This is a genomic window from Bordetella flabilis (genome assembly GCF_001676725.1).
Lineage (GTDB): Bacteria > Pseudomonadota > Gammaproteobacteria > Burkholderiales > Burkholderiaceae_B > Bordetella_C > Bordetella_C flabilis.
The window spans coordinates 5,797,350-5,818,556 of the sequence record NZ_CP016172.1 but is presented as its reverse complement, the minus strand read 5'-3'; the positions used below and the strand labels follow the sequence as shown (position 1 = coordinate 5,818,556).

Sequence of the window (21,207 nt, the reverse complement as noted above, 5' to 3'; positions counted from 1 at the left end):
CCTCACATCGCATTGCGCGGGTTCAGCACGTCGCGCAGATGGTCGCCCACCAGGTTGATGGCAATGATGGCAATCGCGAGCGCAACGCCGGGAAAGAAGGAAATCCAATAGCGGCCCGACAACAGGAATTCGAAGCCGTTGGCGATCAGCATGCCCAGCGACGGTTCGGTGACCGGCACCCCTACGCCCAGAAAGGAGAGCGTCGCTTCGAGGGCGATTGCATGGGCCAGGTCGATGGTGGCGATGACGATCAGCGGCGGCATGCAGTTGGGCAACAGGTGACGCCGCAGGATGCGGCCCCATCCGAGCGACATGCAGCGCGCCGCCTCGACGTATTCCTTGCTACGCTCCACCAGCGCCGCGCCGCGCGCAGCACGCGCGAAGTAGGCCCACTGCACGACGATAAGCGCGATGATCACCTTATCCACGCCGGTACCCAGGATGGACAGCAGAATCAGCGCGACCAGGATGGCCGGGAAAGACAACTGGATGTCCGCGATGCGCATCAGCAGCGCATCGATCCGGCCACCGAAATAGGCCGCCACCAACCCCACCGTGGCGCCGATGACGAAGGCGAAGAACACCGAAATACAGCCCACCATCAGGCTGGTGCGCAGGCCATACAGGATGGCCGACAGGACGTCGCGCGCCTGTCCGTCGGAGCCCAGCCAATAGGTCATGTCGCCCGACATGCTTTCGCTGCCGGGCGGCAGCTTGGCGTCCGTGATGTCCAGGTTGCCGATGTCATAAGGGTCCTGCGGCGCGATCCACGGCGCCAGCACGGCCGAACCCACCATCAGCAGCAGCACCACGAGGCCCAGGGTCGCGAGCTTGCTGGCGAAGAAATCGCCAAAGAAACGGCGCCAGGGGCCCTGCTCCTTGGTCACGGACGCGGCGGGCGCGGGGACGGTTTGCGGGGAAGCGGTTGTCGTCATCGGCGGCCGTCCAGTCGTACACGGGGGTCGAGCACGGTGTAGACGATGTCCACCACCAGGTTCAGCATGACCAGGAAGAACACGATAAGCAGCAGATACGCGACCACCACGGGGCGGTCCAGGTTGATGATGGAATCGATGAGCAGCTTGCCCATGCCCGGCCAGGAGAAGACCGATTCCGTGACCACGGCGAAGGCGACCACCTGGCCGAATTCCAGTCCGGCCACGGTCACGATGGGAATCAGGATGTTCTTGAGCAGGTGCACCCGCAGCACACGCGATTCCGACAGGCCCTTGGCGCGGGCGAACTTGATGTAGTCCATGGGCAGCGCCTCGCGCGTGGCGGCGCGCGTGATGCGTATGATCGTCGCGCACTTGGCCAGCGCGATGGTCGCAGCGGGCAGGATCAGGTGAGCCCAGCCGCCGGCGGTCAGGGTGCTCAAGCGCAAGTCGCCCAGCGCCACCGTGGGTCCGCGCCCGCTGGCGGGCAGCCAGCCCAGCGTCACGGCAAACACCATGATGAGCATCAGGCCCACCCAGAAGTTGGGCAGGGAAAAGCCCAGCACCGAGCCGGTCATGATGGCCCGCGACCCGACCGACTGCGGCTTCAGTCCTGCACGGATTCCGAGCGGGATGCCGATCAGCAGGGACATCAGCATGGCCACGACAGCGAGCTCCATGGTCGCCGGCATGCGATCCAGGATCAGATGCATCGCCGGTTCGCCGGTCAGGAAGCTATTGCCGAAATCGCCATGTATGGCCTTGCCGATGAAGATCAGGTACTGATGCCACAAGGGCAGGTCCAGTCCCAGCGACTGGCGGATCGCGGCGCGCTCGATCTCGGTCGCGTCGGGACTGGCCATCATGGCGACAGGGTCGCCCACGAGGTAAATGCCGCCGAAGACCAGCGCCGACATGACAAGCATGACGACGAGGGTCTGCAGCAGCCGGCGAATGATGGTCGCTAGCACGGTGATGCCACTCCACTACGGCGTGTGACTACTTCTTCAGGGTCACGTCCTGCACCTGCGTCATCTGGTCGGAACGGCCCGGGTAGAACACGTCCTTCTTCATCGCCCAGACCGACAGCTCGAAATGGACCGGCAGGATGCCATAGTCGTCCATCACCATGTCCGCCGCCTTGGACAGGAGTTCGGCGCGCTTGGCGTCGTCCATCGTCGTGGCGGCCTGCATGTACAGCTCGTCCATCTTCGGATTCGAATAACGCCCGCGGTTGGTGGTTCCCAGCCCCTTTGCGGGATCAGGGGTTACCGCCAGCGACCCGAGCGCGTTGGACATCTCGCCGCTGGTGACGGACCAGCCCGCCAGGTACGCGCTGTACTTGTACGAGTCGCGGTTCTTGAAGAACACCGGCGGGGCGGAGGCTTCCACCGCGGTCTTCACGCCGATGCGGGTCCACATCGATGCGATGGCCTGCGCGACCTTGGAGTCGTTGATGTAGCGGCCCGACGGCGCACCCAGGGTGATGGAGAAACCATTGGGATAGCCGGCATCCTTCAGCAACTGCTTGGCCTTGTTCACGTCGGGCTTGGGCGCGTCGGCGTGCGCCTTGGACGCCCCGAACATGGGATAGGGCAGCAGGTTGCCGGCCGGCTTGGCGACACCGCCCATCACACGCTCCTCGATGGCCTTGCGGTCGATGGCCAGCGACAGGGCTTCACGCACCCGCTTGTCCTTGAGCGGATTCTTCGCCAGGGGCTTGCCGTCGGCGTCCGTAATGCCCGGGCTCGGCTCGCCGAACTGGTCCATCGCCACGTACATCACCCGCACCGAGGGCGTCTCCTGGATGGTCAGGTTCTTGTCCTTCTTCAGGCGCGGCAGGTCGTCGGTGGGAGGATCCTCGATCAGGTCGACGTCGCCGGCCAGCAGCGCGGCGACGCGGCTCGCCGCATTGGTCATGGGCCGGTAGACCACCTTGTCCCAAGCCGGTTTCTTGCCCCAATAGTTGTCATTGCGCGCGAGCACCAGCTCCGCGCCACGGCGCCACGACACCAGCTTGTACGGCCCGGTACCCACCAGGCCGTCGCCGCTATTGAGTTCGGTGGTCGTCTTGCCTTCCGGCGCCGGACCGGAAGCCGCCTTCCTGGAGAGAATAGGCAGTTGCCCCAGATTGGGCAGCAGCAGGGGCGACGGCCCCTTGGTTGTGATGCGCACCGTCTGCGGATCCACCGCTTCGGTCTTGGCCACGTCTTTCAGGTAAAGCGTGAAGGGCGAAGGGCTGTTCGGCACCTTGGGCACGCGTTCGAAGGTGAAGACCACGTCATCGGCCGTCAAAGGCGTGCCGTCGGAGAACTTCACCCCCGGCCGCAGCTTGAACGTCCACACATTGCCGTCCACGGTCCACGACTCGGCCAACGCCGGCGTGGGCTTGAGCTCCTTGTCCGCGCGCACCAGCGGATCGAAGATCGTCAACGCGATCTGTGTATTGGGCGTCAGGGAGTGATACTGCGGGTCCAGTGAGCTGGGTTCGGTCTTCAAGCCGACCGTCAGGTCCCGCGCCATGGCCGTACCGTGGGCACTGAAGGCGATTGCAAGGGCAGCCACGCCGCCCGCGAACGCCCGGGTTAACCGGAAAGACATAAATGGCTCCTGATCACGTTTTAGCTGAACTCCACGGCGCAACATACCCAGCAAAGATGCCGGGCGCAACGGTTATATTCCCTTATTGCCTAGCCCCTTCAGTTATATGTCCCCCATAGTGTCAGCCCCCATCGCGGCGATCGCCACAGCGCCCGGACGCGGCGGCGTGGGCATCGTGCGCGTTTCCGGTGCACGGCTATCCACACTGGTGCGTCGCCTTTTCCAGCGTGACCTGGCCGCGCGTCACGCGCACCTGTTGCCATTCAGGACGGACGATGGCGAACTGCTGGACGAAGGCATCGTGCTGTACTTTCCCGCGCCGCATTCCTATACCGGCGAGGACGTACTCGAACTGCAGGGACACGGCGGTCCTGCAGTGCTGCGGCGTGTCCTGCAGCTGTGCCTGGATGCCGGCCGCGACCTGGGCCTGCGCATCGCCGAACCCGGCGAATTCACGCAACGCGCCTTCCTGAATGGCCGCATCGACCTGGCACAGGCCGAAGCGGTAGCCGACCTCATCGAAGCCACCTCGGATGCGGCCGCACGCGGCGCCATGGCGTCCTTGTCGGGCGTGTTCTCGACCAAGGTCAACGCGCTTGCGGACCGCATCGTGCACCTGCGCATGCTGGTCGAGGCGACGCTGGATTTTCCGGAAGAGGAGATCGACTTCCTGGAGAAGTACCAGGCGCGTCCGCTTCTGGAGGCGCTATCCACGGACCTGCGCGCGATCATCGCGCAGACCCGCCAGGGCGTCATCCTGCGCGAAGGCCTGCATGTGGTCCTGGCGGGCCGGCCGAACGTCGGCAAATCCAGCCTGCTGAACGCGCTGGCCGGCGACGAAGTGGCCATCGTCACGCCCATCGCCGGCACCACGCGCGACAAAGTGGTGCAGGAAATCCACCTGGACGGCATCCCGCTGCATGTGGTCGATACGGCCGGACTACGGGAAACGGATGACCCGGTCGAGCAGATCGGCATCGCCCGCACCTGGAAGGAAATCGAGCGGGCTGACGTTATTCTGCATCTCCAGGATGCGACGGCGGCGGCCGATGAGTCGCTGGATGCCGGCATTGCCGCCCGCCTGCCCGCCGGTACGCCGGTGCTGAAAGTCCTGAACAAGATCGACCTGCGAGGGAACGGCGCGCGCGCGGGCAACGTCGACATGGCCATTTCCGCGCGGACGGGCGAGGGGCTGGACGCACTGCGCAAGGCCCTGCTGGACATCGCCGGCTGGAATCCCGGCGCGGAATCGCCCTGGCTCGCGCGCGAGCGTCATCTGCGGGCGCTGCAACAGGCAGAGGAACATCTTGCGCTGGCGACGGTCCACGCCGAACAGGATGACCGCGTGCTGGATCTGTTCGCGGAAGAGCTGCGCCTGGCGCACGAGAGCCTGGCGGCGATCACGGGCGAGTTCAGCAGCGACGACCTGCTGGGGGAGATTTTTTCGCGGTTCTGCATCGGGAAGTGATGCGACGGGTCCACGCTGGCCGATCGGCTGATTGGCCCTACGTGCAGTGGAACCGCTCGAACGCCTGCAAGGCATCATCGATGCGTGCCTTCAGTCCGGCCCTTGGCCGGACGCACCACGTCCACTTCTTTTCCAACAACTTCCCCGCCTGCCTGTCCATCTTCAAATCCACCGCCGCGACGATCTCGCCGTCGGCCAGTACCGGCAGCGCGAAATACCCCAGCACCCGCTTTTCCGGCGGCACGTAGGCCTCGAACCGGTGTTCATAGCCGAACATCATTTTCAGCCGCTTGCGCTGGATGATCAGCGGATCGAAGGGCGACAGGATGTGCACGCGCGCGTGATCCGGCGCCGAAGCGTCGACCGTATCGAGCAAACCGGGATCGGCCCAATGGCGTATCTGCTCGCTGCCCTGTATGGTCACGGGCAGCAAGCGCTTGCGCCTGGCCGCGGCTTCGCACAAGGCCAGCACCTGCTTCTTGAAGCCCACGTCGCCGTAGCAGATGGAATCGACGCTGACGATGCCTTGCGCGCGCATCGCGCGCGCAAGCAGATAGGCGGCGTACTGGGATTCCGTGGCCGGCCGTGGACGGGTACGCCATCCGAAGTGTCGCCTGCTCAAGTCGTAGGCCTTCACCATGCCGACGCGCTTGCTGACCGCAAGGTCGCCGCAGAAGAAGCCGAAACGCATGATGCGCCGTGAAGGCTTGCGGCTGTCCCAAGGATGGGTCTTTTCCACCAGGACGTCGTCGTCGATATCGCGGATGGACAACGGGCCTTCATCGCGGATGCGCCGCAGCAGGCCACGGTAGTCCTTGGCGTCGATGGAGGCGTACCCCTGATGCGGCTGCCTGCGCATGCGGTCCATTGCCGGAACGAAATAGCGGTAGGCCGAGATCGGCACGTAGGCCAGCGCATGGGTCCAATACTCGAATACCGACTTGTCCACCGACTGCGCCTGCTCCAGGTCGGCTCTCCGGTATGCAGGAATGCGCGTATACAGGATGTGATGGTGGCTGCGCTCTATCACATTGATCGTGTCGATCTGCACATAACCCAGGTGTTCCACCACGCGGTTCACGGCGGCGGGGCCGTCGCCGAAAGACGCTTCCGAATCGAGCCCCTGCGCGCGCAGCCAGATGGCCCGCGCGTGTGCGGGGGAAATCGCAATGGCACTGTGAGCCACGGTGCTGTTCCTTTTCGCCAAGGTGTCCGGTCTATATCAGGCAGGCGTGCGGGCGGGCCGGTATCCGGGCCGCCACCGCGCTCCGGCCAGTCGCAAAGTCGGAATTTACGCTTCGACGGCAGGCACTCGTCATGCGGCCTGCGCCTCGCGCGTCGCGCTCGACGCCACCCGCACGGCGCCGGGCGGATGTCCCATGACGCGCTTGAAGGCGCGGCTGAACGCAGCCTGCGATCCATAACCGAGGCGCTCGGCGGCGGCTTCGATCGACACGCGCCCATCCCGTATCCATTGCGCCGCCAGCCGCATGCGCAGTTCGGTCAGGTAGCGCAGCGGGGTCATGCCGGTCACCGCCAGGAAACGTTCGGCGAAGACGGAGCGCGAACTGCCCATTCTTTCCGCCAGATCGGCCACCGTCCAGTTGCGGCCCGGCTCCCGATGCAGGGCGACGATGACGCGGCCCAGGCGCGGGTCGCGCAGGGCCTCGACCCAGCCGGCCGCATCGCCGCAGCCACATTCGGCCCAGCCGCGCACGATGAAGGCGGACACCACGTCGGCGAGGCGCGCGAGTATGCCCGCGTAGCCAGCACGCTCGTCGCGCGCTTCGCGCGCCATGGCTTCGAGCATGGGCAGGATTTCCGGGTATCGGTCCAGCAGCGTGCCGGCCAGCATGACTTCCGGCATCAGGGCCACCAGGGGATGCATGCCGCCCAGGTCGAACTCCATGCAGCCGCTGAATATCAACGGGTCGCGCGGACCGCTGGCCCGGCCGCTGCCCACCACCGCGCACACGGTCTCGCAAAGCTTCAGCGTTTCGAAGGTCGCGATATCGCGGGTGGCGATGTCGGGCCAGGACAGGAGCTCATGCGCCCGCCCATGCGGCAGCAGAACCGCATCGCCAGCCTGAAGGGCATGCATCGCACCGCTTGCCGTTCGCAGATAGACGGGCCCTTGTGCGACAAAATGGAATTGCGCGCGCCCCTGCGCCGCACCGAAGCGCACGCCAAAAGGGGGCGGCATCTGTACGCGGCGATATTGGACGCCGAACAGGCGCATTCCCAGCAGCAGCTCGCTCACCAGGTCGCCCATCGCCGGTTCGTTCGGGCATTGTGCCGGCGATTCGGACGTTCGATCAAACATTCCGGACTCCATGGCATGGATCGTCCGGAAACTCTAGCCTATCCTGCGCACTTATGAAAGTTTTCTCGTAAAGGAATACCGATGCATCAAGACACAGGGAACACCGCGGCAGGTCCCGGTCACGCGCGGCCGGCGTGGGGCGCGGTCTTCTCCATGGCGCTGGGCGTGTTCGGGTTGGTCACGGCAGAGTTCCTGCCCGCCAGCCTGCTGACGCCCATGGCTGCCGACCTCAAAATTACCGAAGGCCTGGCTGGGCAGGCCGTGACGGCGACGGCGGCCGTGGCGCTGGTCACAAGCCTGCTCATCGCCACCGTTACCCGGCGCATGGACCGCCGCTATCTGCTCCTGGCGTTCTCCGTGCTGCTGATCTGCTCGAACGTGCTGGTCGCGGTCGCGCCCAACCTCGGTGCCCTCCTGCTGGGCCGCGTCCTGCTCGGCGTTGCCATCGGCGGCTTCTGGACGATGTCGGCAGCCACGGCCATGCGCCTGGTGCCGGAGCCGATGGTCCCGCGCGCCTTGTCCATTATCTTCACCGGAGTCTCGGCCGCCACCATCGTCGCCGCGCCGGTGGGAAGCTACCTCGGCGCGCATATCGGCTGGCGCAACGTCTTCCTGCTTGCCGCCGTATTGGGCGTGGTGTCGCTGGTATCGCAACTGCTCACCCTGCCGCGAATGGCGCCCAGCGGGCTGACTCGTCTGGGCACGCTGGTTCAGGTGCTGCGGCGTCCAGGGATCGGCTTCGGCATGCTCGCCGTCATCGTCGTGTTCACTGGCCATTTCGCGTTCTTCACGTACCTGCGGCCATTCCTGGAGACGGTGACCGGCGTGGGCGTCAGCACGCTTTCGGCCATCCTGCTGGGCTTCGGCGCGGCCAACTTCCTCGGCACGTCGGTGGCCGGGCTGATGCTGGAGCGCAATCTGCGCCTGACGCTGGCCCTGATGCCCCTGCTCATGGGTGTACTGGGCCTGGGACTGGTCGCCATGGGCAGTTCGCCGCTCGCGGACGCCGCCATGGTCGCGCTGTGGGGATTCGCCTTCGGCACGATACCGGTGGGATGGTCGACCTGGATCACGCGTACCGTGCCTGACGAGGCGGAGAGCGCCGGCGGCCTGATCGTCGCGGCGGTCCAACTGGCCATTACCCTGGGTGCGGCGGTGGGGGGCGCGATCTTCGACGTCAGCGGAGCCGGGGGTGTATTCGCCACCAGCGGGCTGGCCCTGCTGCTGGCGACCTTGATGATTCTCGTCGCGCTGCGGCCGCGCGCGATTCCTGCCCCCGCCTGACCGGCGCTGGCAACGCCACGGCTCAGTCGTGGTAAGTCACGAAGTCGTCCAGACCGATGCGTGGCGGCCGGAACCGGTTGGCCACGCAGTCGGGATCTTCGTAACCCATGGACATGCCGCACACCAGGGTCTGGTCCGGACCGATATTCAGGCGCGACTTGACGATTTCGGGATAGTTGGCCAAAGCGGCCTGTGGACAAGTATGCAGGCCGTGTCCGCGCGCCGATATCATGATGTTCTGCACGAACATGCCGAAGTCGAGCCAACTTCCTTTCTCCAGATCGTTGTCGATGCAGAACATCAACACCACCGGCGCGCCGAAGAAAACATAGTTGCGCGCATGCTGGCGTGCCGAGCCTTCCCGGTCTCCCTTGGCGACACCCACCGTCTGGTATAGGCCCCAACCGGTCTGCCGCCGCCGTTCGATGTACGGGCTGCGCCATCGCACGGGATAGTACTCATACTCGCGCAGCTCCGGTTCCCGGCGCGCGTGTGCCTGCAATAACGCCGCCGACAGTTCCTCGCGCGTGCGCCCGGTAATGACATGCACCTTCCACGGCTGGATATTGCTGCCGCTGGGTGCGTGCGATGCAACCGACAGGATCTCCTTCACAGTCTCCATGGGCACCGGTGTCGGCAGAAAGCCGCGCACGCTGCGGCGCGACCGAATCGCTTCGTCGACGATGTGGTGCGGGACATCCATGCGCTGCTCCTCCTGCGGTGTGATGCCCAACCCATCCGGCTGGCGACGGATGGCGTTGGGTGGGGCGGAAAACATTATGCGCCCGGTCGCGGCCGGCTCGCGCATCGCCTTCCCCCCCGCGATGGATTTGCCTGGGATGCGACCCTGAAACGCGCCTGTCCCCGTACTATCCACGCGCCTGGGTATCCGCGCCGGCCTGCTGTCCGGTCCTCTTCGATGACCCCGGCGACACCGACGCAACCTTCGCCGAACGCGATCCCGCCTTGAACCAGGTGCGCGCCACAACGGACCAGGCGACGATGCCGCCATACAGCACCATGGCCACCGCGCCGGTCACATAGAACGCGGGTAGCGAGCGCGTTACCGACAACACCGCACCGCCCAGGCCGACGTACACGAACAACCGCGCGCCGCCCGCCAGCAAGGGCCACTTCAGGCGTCCTGCCCCCTGCGAGGCGAAGTACAAGGAAAACCCCAGCGCGAAGAAACCATAGAACGGCCCGACTATGCGCAGGTAGGTGGCCCCGGCTAGGAGCAGATGTTCATCGGTGCCGAACAAACGCAGCCAGGCATACGGCCAGGTCGCGGCGATGATCCCCACCGCTTCCGCGAGCACGAAAGCCATGGCGCCGCCCACGAGTGCAATGCGTCGAGCCCGTTCCGTTTGCCCGGCGCCGATATTGGCTCCTACCATCGCCACCATCGGCGCGCCCAGGCCGAAAGCCAGCGGCATCAGGAGATATTCCAGACGCGCCGCGGTGGCGTAGCCGGCCAATGCCGCGGTACCGCCGTAGGCGCCGACCAGCGCGGCCGTCACGGCGATCAGGGTATTGGTCAGGACGGGGTTCAGGCAGGCGAAGCCACCCACCGCCAGGATGCCCCGCATCGAGGACCATTGGATCCTGCCCGCGACCAGCCGGGCTGCGTTACGGCCGCTCAGGCAGTAGCCGCCGAGGATGGCGACGCCCGCCGCGTAGTAGAGCAGCAGCGCCCATGCCCCTCCGACCACGCCCATCGGCGGCATCGGCCCTATCCCGAATATCAGGCAGGGGGACACGGGGATAAGCAGGAACGCGCCTCCACATATCACCGCTCCGGGCACCAGCATGTTGCCGGTGCCTCGTACGATGCTGGCCAACGCGTTCATGACCCACATCAGCACCAGGCCCGCGAATATCACGTGCCCGTATGCGGTCGCGGCCTCCAGCGCCACGCCTTCGGCGCCAAGCAATCGGAACAAAGACCGGCCGAACACCAGGATAAGCAGCGTGAACACCAGCCCGATGGCCGCATTCAGCACCACGGCATGGCGCGCCATCGCATCCGCCTCGCGCTGCCGTCCGCCGCCCAGCGCGCGGGCGATGGCCGACGATATACCTCCACCCATGGCGCCCTGCGACATGTTCTGCATCAGCATCAGCACCGGTATCACCACCGCGACGCCCGCCAGCACATCCGTGCCGAGCTTCGCGAGAAACCACGTTTCGATCAGGCCGGTGGAGGACTGCGCCAGCATCATCAGCATATTCGGCCAGCTCAAGCGAACCAGGGTGGACGCCACCGGTGCTTCGAGCATTGCACGCAGCCGCGGGTTGGCTACGAGGGGTAAAGCTTCGACGGGGGAAGTGGGGGACATGGAGAAGCAGCGGCCGGCCGCCGGAATATTGGCATATGCAACTATATTGGCCAATGTACCCCCATGGGCCTGCAGGGTCAATGCAGTGGGGGGCTAGAATGATGCACACGGCCCGTACACCCGGTCAGGTATCCGCGCTGGTGCGCCTGCCATCGAACCGACATGCCAAAATCCGATTCCAAAGATCCCGGGGTTTGCAATGGCGCCGCGCTGCGCAAGGCAACGCGGCGGGTCACGCAGCTCTATGACAACGTGCTGGCGCCCTCCGGCCTGCGCGTCTCGCAGCGTTCCATCCTGCTGCACATAGAACGTGCCGGCATGCCGACTATGACGGAACTGGCGCATGCCATGGTACTGGACCGGTCGGCGCTCGCGCATAACCTCAAGCCACTGGAACGCGACGGCTATGTGGTGCAAATCCGCGACGAACATGACGGGCGCAGCCGGCGCGTACAGTTGACCGCCAAAGGGCGCAGCAAGCTGGCCGAAGCGACTCGGCTCTGGCGCCTGGCACAGGACCGCTTCGAAGCCGCGTATGGCGTCGAGCGTGCCGCGGCCCTGCGGGTCGCGCTGGCCGATATTTTTTCCGACGAGTTCGCCGAAGTATTCAACCAGGGCTGATTCCGCCTCAGCCTCGATGGCGGTTGTCGTTCCCGCGGTATACCGGGACGAGGCCTCGGCACGGCTTGCGGCGGCGCGCATCCATGCCGAACCGGTATGCCATCCATATCCGGCCGCTGCGATCCTCCTGTGGACAGCCTCTATGACGTGGGATTGTGCACACCCTGTGGACCCAATGGGTATAAGACCGGCCCCGGCAGCCTCGCGCGAAAGTTGCTCATGGTGGCGCGTACCCCCAAACAGAGTTGGTACACATGCGAAAAACCTCGCAAGGCCTTGATGACGCGCGATTTTGCCGGGTTATGCCACTTGTCCACAGTCCTTATCCATTACCAGTCTTTTTATATAGAAAAGAAGACGTGAAAACATCAATAAGCCATCGGCGCGCGCGCCTTTGGATTGGCGAATCCCGGGCGCGCACGGGCGCCTCTTGGGAGCGGAGATTCCGATACGCCGGCCCCCAGGAAGCGTTTTGCGGCCCCAGGAGGGCCGAACAGCCCCGAACAGGGGTGCGGATAGGCGATGGTCGTCCGGAGCCGCCCAGGAGGCTCAGAGGCTGTTGAGCGACAGACGACGCGTGTTGTGCTGGCGCGGTCGGTTCTTCGGAGCGGCGCGTCGTTGCCACGGACTTCGGAGTTCCTGCACATCGCTTGGGGTACGTCATGCAGGAATACTCCGGCTCGCCTCACGGTCCCCGTTGCCATTCGCTGCGCTCTCCGTCCCTTTGACACGTCGTCAGCGAAGTCCGATGGACTGTATGGTCCCGGGTCGAGTAGGCGCCAGAAAAGCGCCCAGGAGCTGTCCGCGCTGTTTGATGGACCGTGGCAGTCCAGCGATGTCGGGATGCTGCTTCGGAGGAGGAGCCTGTCTCCATTGGCGTTCTGCGGTGATTGGGAAACCGGCAGATGGCGCGCCAGCTTGTTTTTCACTTCTTCTTTTCTATATAAAAAGAGTGGTAATGATTAGGACTGTGGATAACTGCACAACGTCAAAATTGCGAGGCCGGCCTTGGGCTTAGGCTCGATACGGCTTGTGCATTAAGTCTGTTCTCGTGGATACACCAAACTGGACAAGTTCTCCGCGCCGGCGTTTTCGGGCTCTTGTTCCGGACGCATCCACACACTATGCACAACCGGCTGCCCAGCGCTTATGCACAGGGGCCAGTGCCATGGTCCGCCGCGTCCGAGCCCCGTATCGAGCTTGCCATTCCAACCTGAAATAAAAAGGGACAGCTATATGCTGTCCCTTTGAGGCCGCTCAGGATGCGGGTATACAGCGGGCTATACGCTGCGCAATCGTTCAAGCGCCTGGTCCAATGTCTCGTCGCGCTTTGCAAAGCAGAAGCGGATGAGCTTGTGGTTGGAGTCAGGTGCGTCGGGTGCGCCATAGAAAGCCGATATGGGAATTACCGTGACGCCGTGTGTGGTCGTCAGCCACCTCGCGAACTCTGCCTCTGGCCGGTCGGAGATCGCGCTGTAGTCGGCCATCATGAAGAACGTACCGGGGCTGGGCAGCGCGCGGAAGCGCGTCGACGCGAGGCCATCGCGCAGCCGGTCCCGCTTCGCTTGGTAAAAAGCCGGTAGCTCCAGGTACGGTCGCGGGTCTTGCATATATTCGGCGAATGCGAACTGCATGGGGGAAGACACGGTGAACACCATGAACTGGTGCACCTTGCGCAGTTCCGCCGTCAAGTGACGTGGCGCGCAGCAATAGCCGATCTTCCATCCGGTGGTGTGGTAAGTCTTGCCAAAGGACGAAATGACGAAGGCGTGTTCGGCGAGCAACGGTCTGCGGGCCAGGCTGGCGTGCGGTTGGCCGTCGAACACGATGTGTTCGTACACCTCGTCCGACACCAGCAATATTCCCGTATCGCGTACGATTTTCTCCAGCGCATCCAGATCCTTTTCGCCCAGGATCACGCCAGTGGGGTTATGCGGGAAATTCAGCATCAGCAGGCGCGTCTTCGGCGTGATGGCGTCGCGCACGCGCTGCCAATCGATACGGTAGTAAGGATCCTCTGCCGTGGGCGCGCGCAGCGGTACCGGCACAGCAGTGCCTCCGGCGAGACGGATGGCCGGTAAATAGGAGTCGTAGCAGGGTTCGATGACGACGACTTCGTCGCCGCTGTCGACGGCGGCAAGTATGGTGGCCATCAGCGCTTCGGTCGCGCCGCTGGTGACCGTGATCTCCGTTTCGGGGTCGTATGCGTGGCCGTATAGTTCGCGCGTCTTGGCGGCAATGGCTTGCCTCAATGGCGCCACGCCAGGCATATAGGGGTATTGGTTGTGCCCCTGAGCCATGGCCTTGGAAACGAGATCAAGCAGCGCGGGAGCGGGGTCGAAGTCCGGAAAACCCTGCCCCAGATTGATGGCCTTGTGTTCGAGCGCGAGGCGGCTCATGACGGTGAAGATAGTGGTACCGACGTCAGGCAGCTTGGAGCGGATCATATTGCGTGCTTAGGGTTTACGGTCGAGGGTGTGAAAGTATCCCACCATCCTGTGCCCTGCTGTCGTGCCATGTCTGCCCATGCACCCGATTAATTAGGGACGTAACGTTATCGACGCAAACTTGTGAGCCAAGTTAAAAAAAAACGACATACGGGTAAACAACTATTTGTCCGCGGATCGGCGGCTGAGTATGCTCTTTTCGCTGTTGTATTCAAGTCAGCGCTGTCTCGTTTCGCTTCAGACCACCGGCTCGCACCGCGTTGCTGGGCACTGTGGATCCCCACACGGTTCGCCTCAGCGTCCTTGAATCACACCGCGCATAGCTTTGTGTTTTTATAGGACGCTATACAAATGGTTCAGAAGGGCAAGGTGAAGTGGTTCAACGCCGATAAGGGTTATGGGTTTATTACCCCCGAGGCCGGTGGCGTCGACGTCTTCGCGCATTTCTCGGCAATCCAGGGGCGCGGATACCGTAGCTTGAACGAAGGCCAGGATGTGGAGTTCGAAGTGAAGGACGGCCCCAAAGGTCCGCAAGCCGCCGAAATCCGGCCGCTCTAAGCGCTTAAACCTATACCGTTATTGCTCGGGTGGCAGACGCCGCCCTTTCCGCCCCAGTGGCCCTGCCCGGCTATTGGGGCGTTCTGTTTGGCCTTGGATAATTCTGTGGATAATCACTGGACAGTATGGGAAAACCGTGCGTCTGGGATGGCCAGATCAGGGCGACGCCCTTGATGTCGGCCTCGCCCCCCGAAGGTTATACACAGCACCGCTTGACATTACTTAGCATCGCGTTTGCACCGGTGATGACCCGCCCGCTCGTGGACGCGTAGTTCTTATATCTCCCTTGTAAAACTGCCGCGGTGAACGGGCGTTTTATTGTAGTTTTGGCATGCCCTTACAGGCTGCTCCACACGGGATGCTCGCTGCGTAGCGAGCGGCTGGGCGAATGTTGTTCACAACTCTATCCCCAGTTTCTGGCGTCCTGCGATTCTCATATGAGAGAAGCGGCGTGCCTGTGGATATATCCCCTCTTCGGTAGTACCGGGTGCGCCCCAGGGGCTGATATATGTCGCGACGCGCGGCAATCGGGCAACACGCTCGACATCCGCTCTGTGGCGGGATGCCCATCTGTAGGCCGTGCGTCCTAGGGCTAAGGTGTGAGAGGGTTTCACGTGGAACGTTTCCCATCCCGACAGGTCTGATCGAATTGACGCACGCCTTGCTTTGCGCGTAGATCCTGGGGTCAGGCGCCGGCGAAGAATCAAGCTAGCGTCGTGCGGGTGTGCGGCCCGTGATTTCAGTGCCAAGGCGAGGTTGGTCGCCCGAAGCTTGCAGCGCGTGATGTGATTCGTGATGGAATGCTATCGTTGAGGCGTTCGGGACCTGCCTATTGGAAGCTGGCTGACCACGACGGTTGAGCCGGCGTCCGGGGTACTACCCGGCACCCCATGTCCGTCTCCACTGAATCGTACCGCCGGCTGGGCGGCGACGCAGCGAGACAGCGCGTTCTTCCGAAGCGGCAAGGTATCGTTCGAAGTCTGCAGAGTTTCGAACTACACACTGCGGAGCGTGCTCTCTTAACCTTCCTGGCTCGAAAACGGCGAGCGTGCGTGCCGGAGCATTGTTTAGGAGCTTGGGGCATACGCGAACAACTGTAGTTTCTGTGGCCATGGCCCGATCGGAGAATCCTCAGTAGCTCCCCGTGCCTGCGCGATGCGAACCTTGGCCGTCAGAGGATCCGACCATACTCGCCACGGTTTCGTATACAGCGGTGCTGCAAGGCGGAGACCTGCAATCCCTTATCTTTCAGCTGGGTTACGAGAAATACTCTCCTTGGCCTTGGGCTTGGGACCACGCTCGTCGTCGGCCGCGTATAGCCTGTTCGGGGTTGGAATTGGCCTCGAATGGACCTGCTTGCCACACCCGCAACGGTCGCAAGGCGGCGTTCGCCCCGGCCTTCGCCGAAACCGCTGCGGTTGGCCTTTCAAGAAAAGTCGACTGTCTATGGTCTTGCGTGTATGCCTTGGTGGGGTTGTTGCTTTGGGCTGCGAATTGCCTGGATGCTGCCGGAGTATCCCGCCCCTCTCTGGACGATCCACCTCCACACCGCGGCTATGCCCGGCGGGTCACATAGCAAATTCAGTGGTGCCGGTTCCACGGCTGGTAGGCGTTCTCCGGAGCCGTGTCAGGTCGTTGAATTGAGGTGGCCTTGCAGCGGTTGGTACGTTCCACGTGAAACAATGCCACTGTTATTGAATGTGGCGTCAGAGCATCGTTCTTGCAGAGCCTTTGTCTACAGGTGGCCGGCCTGTTCCACGTGGAACATCAAGCCCAGTGGCAGAAGCTGTCTCGCAGTCGGCCCACCGTGGCGCTGAGCAATGGCGGCAATCGCAGCCTGACTGAGAGAACATTTCCCGTTGCACCGCCGTTAGCCGACACCGAGCAGTGCCTTAAGGAGCCACGGCTACCACCATGGCGTGCTCAGGCTCGTACGCCTCTGGTGATTTCGGAGGGAGAGTCTTCACGGAGACGGGATGGAGCGCCCGCCTCCATTCTTTGACCAGGTACATGCAGTCGTCGTACGGAAGTGCTGACCGAACGCCCGAGGTGACCTTGGGACGGCAATCCGAAGCAACGTACGTCTTGTCTCTGGATACGTAGTCTCCATATGCGATGCGATGATATGGTGGGGTAAGGCCCCCAATGGCCATACACTGCTTAGCGCTTTCCGCCGGCGTCACTCCGGCCAGGTTTCATGCCTTTGCCGCTCGCTGTGAGGGCGCGCGTTTGGCAGCCGGCGGCGCACTGGGCTCGGCAATGCTCAAGGGCGATGTTTCACGTGGAACATCGTGCTCGGTTCAAGCTATTGCTGAATTACCAACATCCGACCCCTCGCTGTTTCACGTGAAACACCCGTGTGCCGGCCAACCTTTATAATCCCGACTCAAGCTCTTTTTCCTGCATATCCCATGGATTATCCCCGCGAGTTCGACGTCATTGTGGTGGGCGGTGGCCACGCCGGCACCGAGGCAGCCCTGGCGTCCGCGCGCATCGGCGCCCGCACTCTCTTGCTTACCCACAACATCGAGACCCTGGGACAGATGTCCTGCAATCCCTCCATCGGGGGTATTGGCAAGGGACATCTGGTCAAGGAAATAGATGCCCTGGGTGGCGCGATGGCGCTGGCCACGGATGAGGCGGGAATCCAGTTCCGCATATTGAATGCCTCCAAGGGTCCAGCGGTACGGGCGACGCGTGCGCAGGCCGACCGTGTTCTATACCGGAAGGCCATACGTTCCAGGCTCGAAAATCAACCGAACCTGTGGATATTCCAACAAGCCGTGGATGACCTGATGGTGGAAGGAGACCGCGTGGTCGGTGCGGTCACCCAGATCGGTCTCCGATTCCGCGCACGCAAGGTCGTGCTCACGGCCGGAACTTTCCTGAACGGGTTGATCCATGTGGGCCTGCAAAACTACTCGGCTGGCCGTGCCGGAGATCCTCCCGCCACCTCGCTGGGACAAAGACTCAAAGAGCTGAAGCTGCCGCAGGGTCGCCTGAAGACGGGCACCCCGCCCCGTATCGATGGCCGAACCATCGACTACAGCGTATTGGAGGAGCAGCCTGGCGACCTCGATCCGGTTCCGGTATTTTCGTTCATGGGTAGCGCGGCACTGCATCCTCGGCAACTGCCTTGCTGGATCACCCATACCAATGCCCGCACCCACGAGATCATTCTCGGCGGCCTGGACCGTTCGCCGATGTATAGCGGCGTTATCGAGGGTGTCGGTCCGCGCTATTGTCCGTCGATCGAGGACAAGATTCATCGATTCGCGGATAAGGCGTCACACCAGGTTTTCCTCGAACCGGAAGGGCTGGATACCCACGAGGTCTATCCCAACGGCGTTTCCACCAGCCTGCCGTTCGACGTACAGCTCGATCTCATCCATTCCTTGCCCGGCCTGGAGCACGCACATATTCTGCGTCCCGGCTATGCCATCGAATATGACTACTTCGATCCACGTGGATTACGTACGTCGCTCGAAACGCGCGCGATTTCCGGTCTTTACTTCGCTGGACAGATCAACGGAACTACCGGTTACGAGGAAGCCGCCGCCCAGGGCCTCTTGGCAGGGCTGAATGCCGGACTTGCCGCCCTGGACCGCGAAGGCTGGACACCGCGGCGCGATGAGGCATACCTGGGCGTATTGGTCGATGACTTGATCACGCGGGGTGTGACGGAGCCGTATCGCATGTTCACCTCGCGTGCGGAGTATCGGTTGAGTCTGCGCGAAGACAATGCAGATATGCGTTTGACTGAAATCGGCCGCAAATTAGGCTTGGTCGATGATAGGCGTTGGGAAGCTTTCGAACGCAAGCGCGATATCGTTGAAAACGAAATCCAGCGCTTGCGCGCGACGTGGGTCACGCCACGCGTTCTACCTCCGGAAGTTGCGGAGCCGCTACTGGGCCAGCAGATAGAGCGTGAGTACTCACTAGCGGACCTGTTGAAGCGTCCCAACGTGAGTTATCGTTCCCTGATGGACGCCGCGCTGCCGGATGGCACACCCGTCGCCGGTCCGGGCCTGGACGACCCCGAGGCGGCTCAGCAGGTCGAAATCCAGGTGAAATACGCCGGCTACATCGCCCGCCAGCAGGACGAAGTGCAGAAGCACATGGCACACGAAAGCCAGGCCATTCCCGACGACCTGGACTACGACACGGTCCTGAGCCTGTCTTTCGAAGTGCGGCAGAAGCTCAAGACCCATCGGCCCGGAACCATAGGGCAGGCGGCGCGGATATCGGGCATCACGCCTGCAGCGATTTCCTTGCTCCTCATACATCTCAAGCGCCTGCACTACGGCTCGCGCAAACGCGCGGCATGAAGCCGCAGCAGGCCCCGCCCCACGGCCCCGAGGACGCGCGGCTTCGGCGTGCGTGCGCGGCGCTGTCGCTCGCCGTCACGAACGATCAGGCCGACAAGCTGTTGGCCTACCTTGCGCTGTTGCAGCGCTGGAACCGCACGTACAACCTCACCGCCATACGCGACGCCGGCCAGATGCTGGTGCAACATGTCTTCGACAGCCTGGCCGTGGTGAACCCGCTGGATGCCGCCATGCCGGCCCAGGGCCGGCTCTACGATATCGGGGCGGGCGCCGGGCTGCCCGGTGTGATCCTGGCGATCATGCGGCCCGAGTGGGAGGTGACCTGCATCGACGCCGTGGACAAGAAAACCGCCTTCATACGGCAGGCTGCCGCGACCCTCAAGTTGCGCAATCTCACGGCCGAACACGCACGGGTGGAACAATTGCCGCCAGGGGGCTGCAATGTCGTCACCTCGCGCGCATTCGCCGCGCTGGACGACTTCGCCCGCCTGGCAGGACAGCACGTGGCGCCAGATGGTACCCTCGTCGCCCTGAAGGGCAAGGTTCCGGACGACGAGATCGCCCAGCTGCATGCCGCGGGCCGGTGGCAAGTCGCCCGGATAGACCCCATAGACGTGCCCGAGCTGGACGCGCAGCGATGCCTCGTCTGGATGCGCCGCGCCGGCGCGTAGTCAAGGAAATCCATGAACCAAACAGTGCCCCGCAAATCCGCCCGTGTTTTTTGCATCGCGAACCAGAAGGGCGGTGTCGGCAAAACCACTACCGCCATCAACCTGGCGGCGGGCCTGGCCACGCACGACAAGCGCGTACTGCTGGTGGACCTGGATCCGCAAGGCAATGCGACCATGGGCAGCGGCATCGACAAGGCCGGCCTGCAATCGAATCTTTACCAGGTACTTATCGGCGACGTCACCATCGCCGAAGCGCGTGTGCGGTCCGAAGTGGGCGGCTATGACGTATTGCCGGCCAACCGCGAACTCGCGGGCGCGGAGATCGACCTGGTGCAGATGGAGGCTCGCGAACGGCAACTGCGGACGGCCCTGGAAACGGTCATGGAGGAATACGACTTCATCCTGATCGACTGCCCGCCAACGCTGTCGTTGCTCACCTTGAACGGCTTGGCCGCGGCGCATGGTGTCATCATTCCCATGCAGTGCGAATACTTCGCCCTCGAAGGATTATCCGACCTGGTCAATACCATCAAGCGCGTGCATCACAACATCAATCCGCAGCTGCGCGTCATCGGTTTGCTGCGCGTGATGTTCGATCCGCGCATGACGCTGCAGCAGCAGGTTTCGGCACAGCTGGAAGCGCATTTCGGCGACAAGGTGTTCGCCACGGTCGTGCCGCGCAATGTGCGTCTGGCCGAGGCGCCTAGCTACGGGATGCCGGGCGTGGTGTACGACCGCACATCGCGCGGCGCACAGGCTTATATTTCGTTCGGCGCGGAGATGATCGAACGGGTCAAGGCGTTGGCCGACTGAAGCCATGCAGAGCCACGCATCGGCGAAGATGGAATCCGTCTCCTTGGCCGCGGCAGCCTTGTCGGCTCGTGTCGAGGAAGCCGCGCTGAACGCGACCGTGGTGCGCGAGCAGATGCTCTATGACGGCTGGCTGGTACGGTGGGCCCCGGCCAAGGCCCGGCGGGCGCGCAGCATCAATGTGATCGGCCCTGCCCGACGCGAGCTGGACGAAAAGCTGCGCTTCTGCGCGGGCGTCTATGCGCGCGCCGCGCAGCCGCTCATCTTCAGGCTGACTTCGGCCGGACCCGATGACGCCTTGGACGGCCAACTCGCGGCACGCGGATTCCAACGCACCGACGAAACCTGCGTCATGGCCCAGTCCCTGCCGCAGCCCGCTCCCGCTCCGGCGCGTCAGACGCTACGATACGAACAAGCCGATCCCGCGCGGTTCGCGCGGGTAACAGGGACGTTGCGCGACTATGCGCCCGAGCATGTCGCCGAGCATGCGCAGCGTCTCGCCTCTATTGCCGTGCCCTGCGTCCGTCTGCTGGCAAGCGACGAAACGGGTGCCTGCGTGGCTGCGGGCATGGCGGTGATGGACGGCGATCTCGTCGGCATATTCGACGTGGTGGTGCGCGAAAACGTACGGCGGCGCGGCTATGCGCGCCAGTTGGCGGACCGGCTCCTGGGCATCGGCCGCGACGCCGGCGCGCGTACCGCCTACCTGCAAGTCGAATACGCCAATACGGCAGCACGGTCGCTGTACGCGACGCTGGGTTTCGTCGATCAGTACGCGTACTGGTATCGGACGCATCAACATAACTGAGCGGCCCGCAAGGG

Annotated in this window: 16 protein-coding genes; 8 read left to right on the top strand and 8 right to left on the bottom strand. The window is 63.5% G+C overall.

What is annotated here, in order from left to right:
• Positions 1-2 precede the first annotated feature (2 nt).
• From BAU07_RS25960 to BAU07_RS25950, 3 genes are read right to left on the bottom strand one after another with little or no spacing between them, the layout of a single operon-like run.
• Entirely contained in the window at positions 3-935 is a 933-nt protein-coding gene (locus tag BAU07_RS25960) for an ABC transporter permease (RefSeq protein WP_066664330.1), read from the bottom strand.
• Complete coding sequence (locus BAU07_RS25955; RefSeq protein WP_066664325.1) at positions 932-1,906, bottom strand: ABC transporter permease; 975 nt, start codon at positions 1,904-1,906, stop codon at positions 932-934. Before BAU07_RS25955 ends, BAU07_RS25960 begins: the two co-directional genes overlap by 4 nt.
• A gap of 28 nt (positions 1,907-1,934) precedes the next feature.
• Complete coding sequence (locus tag BAU07_RS25950; protein ID WP_066664322.1) at positions 1,935-3,536, bottom strand: ABC transporter substrate-binding protein; 1,602 nt, start codon at positions 3,534-3,536, stop codon at positions 1,935-1,937.
• Between the two features lie 106 nt (positions 3,537-3,642).
• Here BAU07_RS25950 and mnmE point away from each other — a divergent pair, with 106 nt between their 5' ends.
• On the top strand, positions 3,643-5,004 hold the full coding sequence (gene mnmE, locus BAU07_RS25945) for a tRNA uridine-5-carboxymethylaminomethyl(34) synthesis GTPase MnmE (RefSeq protein ID WP_066664319.1): 1,362 nt from the start codon (positions 3,643-3,645) through the stop codon (positions 5,002-5,004).
• A 37-nt stretch (positions 5,005-5,041) separates the two neighbouring features.
• Here mnmE and BAU07_RS25940 read toward each other — a convergent pair whose 3' ends face one another.
• A complete protein-coding gene (locus BAU07_RS25940) occupies positions 5,042-6,190 on the bottom strand; it encodes a winged helix-turn-helix domain-containing protein (protein ID WP_066664316.1) in 1,149 nt (382 codons plus the stop codon).
• Positions 6,191-6,319: 129 nt separating this feature from the next.
• Positions 6,320-7,327, bottom strand: coding sequence for an AraC family transcriptional regulator (locus tag BAU07_RS25935; RefSeq protein WP_066664313.1), 1,008 nt, complete (start codon positions 7,325-7,327; stop codon positions 6,320-6,322).
• Between the two features lie 81 nt (positions 7,328-7,408).
• Between BAU07_RS25935 and BAU07_RS25930 the strand changes: the two genes are divergently transcribed.
• A complete protein-coding gene (locus BAU07_RS25930; protein WP_066664309.1) occupies positions 7,409-8,611 on the top strand; it encodes an MFS transporter in 1,203 nt (400 codons plus the stop codon).
• A 22-nt stretch (positions 8,612-8,633) separates the two neighbouring features.
• Here the strand turns inward: BAU07_RS25930 and BAU07_RS25925 are convergent, their stop codons facing one another.
• Both BAU07_RS25925 and BAU07_RS25920 read right to left on the bottom strand, forming a co-directional pair.
• Positions 8,634-9,314 carry a nitroreductase gene (locus tag BAU07_RS25925; RefSeq protein ID WP_066665760.1) on the bottom strand — a complete coding sequence of 227 codons (681 nt, stop codon included), beginning with the start codon at positions 9,312-9,314 and terminating at the stop codon, positions 8,634-8,636.
• 166 nt (positions 9,315-9,480) lie between these two features.
• Positions 9,481-10,890 (bottom strand): MATE family efflux transporter, encoded by a 1,410-nt coding sequence (locus tag BAU07_RS25920; RefSeq protein ID WP_066664305.1) that lies wholly within the window; start codon positions 10,888-10,890, stop codon positions 9,481-9,483.
• A gap of 222 nt (positions 10,891-11,112) precedes the next feature.
• Here BAU07_RS25920 and BAU07_RS25915 point away from each other — a divergent pair, with 222 nt between their 5' ends.
• Positions 11,113-11,571: a MarR family winged helix-turn-helix transcriptional regulator gene (locus BAU07_RS25915; RefSeq protein WP_066664302.1), complete on the top strand. Its 459-nt coding sequence runs from the start codon at positions 11,113-11,115 to the stop codon at positions 11,569-11,571.
• A gap of 1,280 nt (positions 11,572-12,851) precedes the next feature.
• Here the strand turns inward: BAU07_RS25915 and BAU07_RS25910 are convergent.
• Positions 12,852-14,018: a pyridoxal phosphate-dependent aminotransferase gene (locus BAU07_RS25910; RefSeq protein WP_066664299.1), complete on the bottom strand. Its 1,167-nt coding sequence runs from the start codon at positions 14,016-14,018 to the stop codon at positions 12,852-12,854.
• 351 nt (positions 14,019-14,369) lie between these two features.
• On the opposite strand from BAU07_RS25910, the gene BAU07_RS25905 reads away from it, so the two are divergent.
• From BAU07_RS25905 to BAU07_RS25885, 5 genes are all read left to right on the top strand, one after another.
• Positions 14,370-14,576: a cold-shock protein gene (locus BAU07_RS25905; RefSeq protein ID WP_066664296.1), complete on the top strand. Its 207-nt coding sequence runs from the start codon at positions 14,370-14,372 to the stop codon at positions 14,574-14,576.
• A 2,411-nt stretch (positions 14,577-16,987) separates the two neighbouring features.
• Positions 16,988-18,904, top strand: a complete 1,917-nt coding sequence (mnmG, locus tag BAU07_RS25900) for a tRNA uridine-5-carboxymethylaminomethyl(34) synthesis enzyme MnmG (protein WP_066664293.1) — start codon at positions 16,988-16,990, stop codon at positions 18,902-18,904.
• Positions 18,901-19,575 carry a 16S rRNA (guanine(527)-N(7))-methyltransferase RsmG gene (gene rsmG / locus BAU07_RS25895; protein ID WP_066664289.1) on the top strand — a complete coding sequence of 225 codons (675 nt, stop codon included), beginning with the start codon at positions 18,901-18,903 and terminating at the stop codon, positions 19,573-19,575. The genes mnmG and rsmG overlap by 4 nt, the downstream gene beginning before the upstream one ends.
• Positions 19,576-19,587: 12 nt before the next feature.
• Positions 19,588-20,388 (top strand): ParA family protein, encoded by an 801-nt coding sequence (locus BAU07_RS25890; RefSeq protein WP_066664286.1) that lies wholly within the window; start codon positions 19,588-19,590, stop codon positions 20,386-20,388.
• 28 nt (positions 20,389-20,416) lie between these two features.
• Positions 20,417-21,193 carry a GNAT family N-acetyltransferase gene (locus BAU07_RS25885; protein WP_232338211.1) on the top strand — a complete coding sequence of 259 codons (777 nt, stop codon included), beginning with the start codon at positions 20,417-20,419 and terminating at the stop codon, positions 21,191-21,193.
• Positions 21,194-21,207 lie beyond the last annotated feature (14 nt).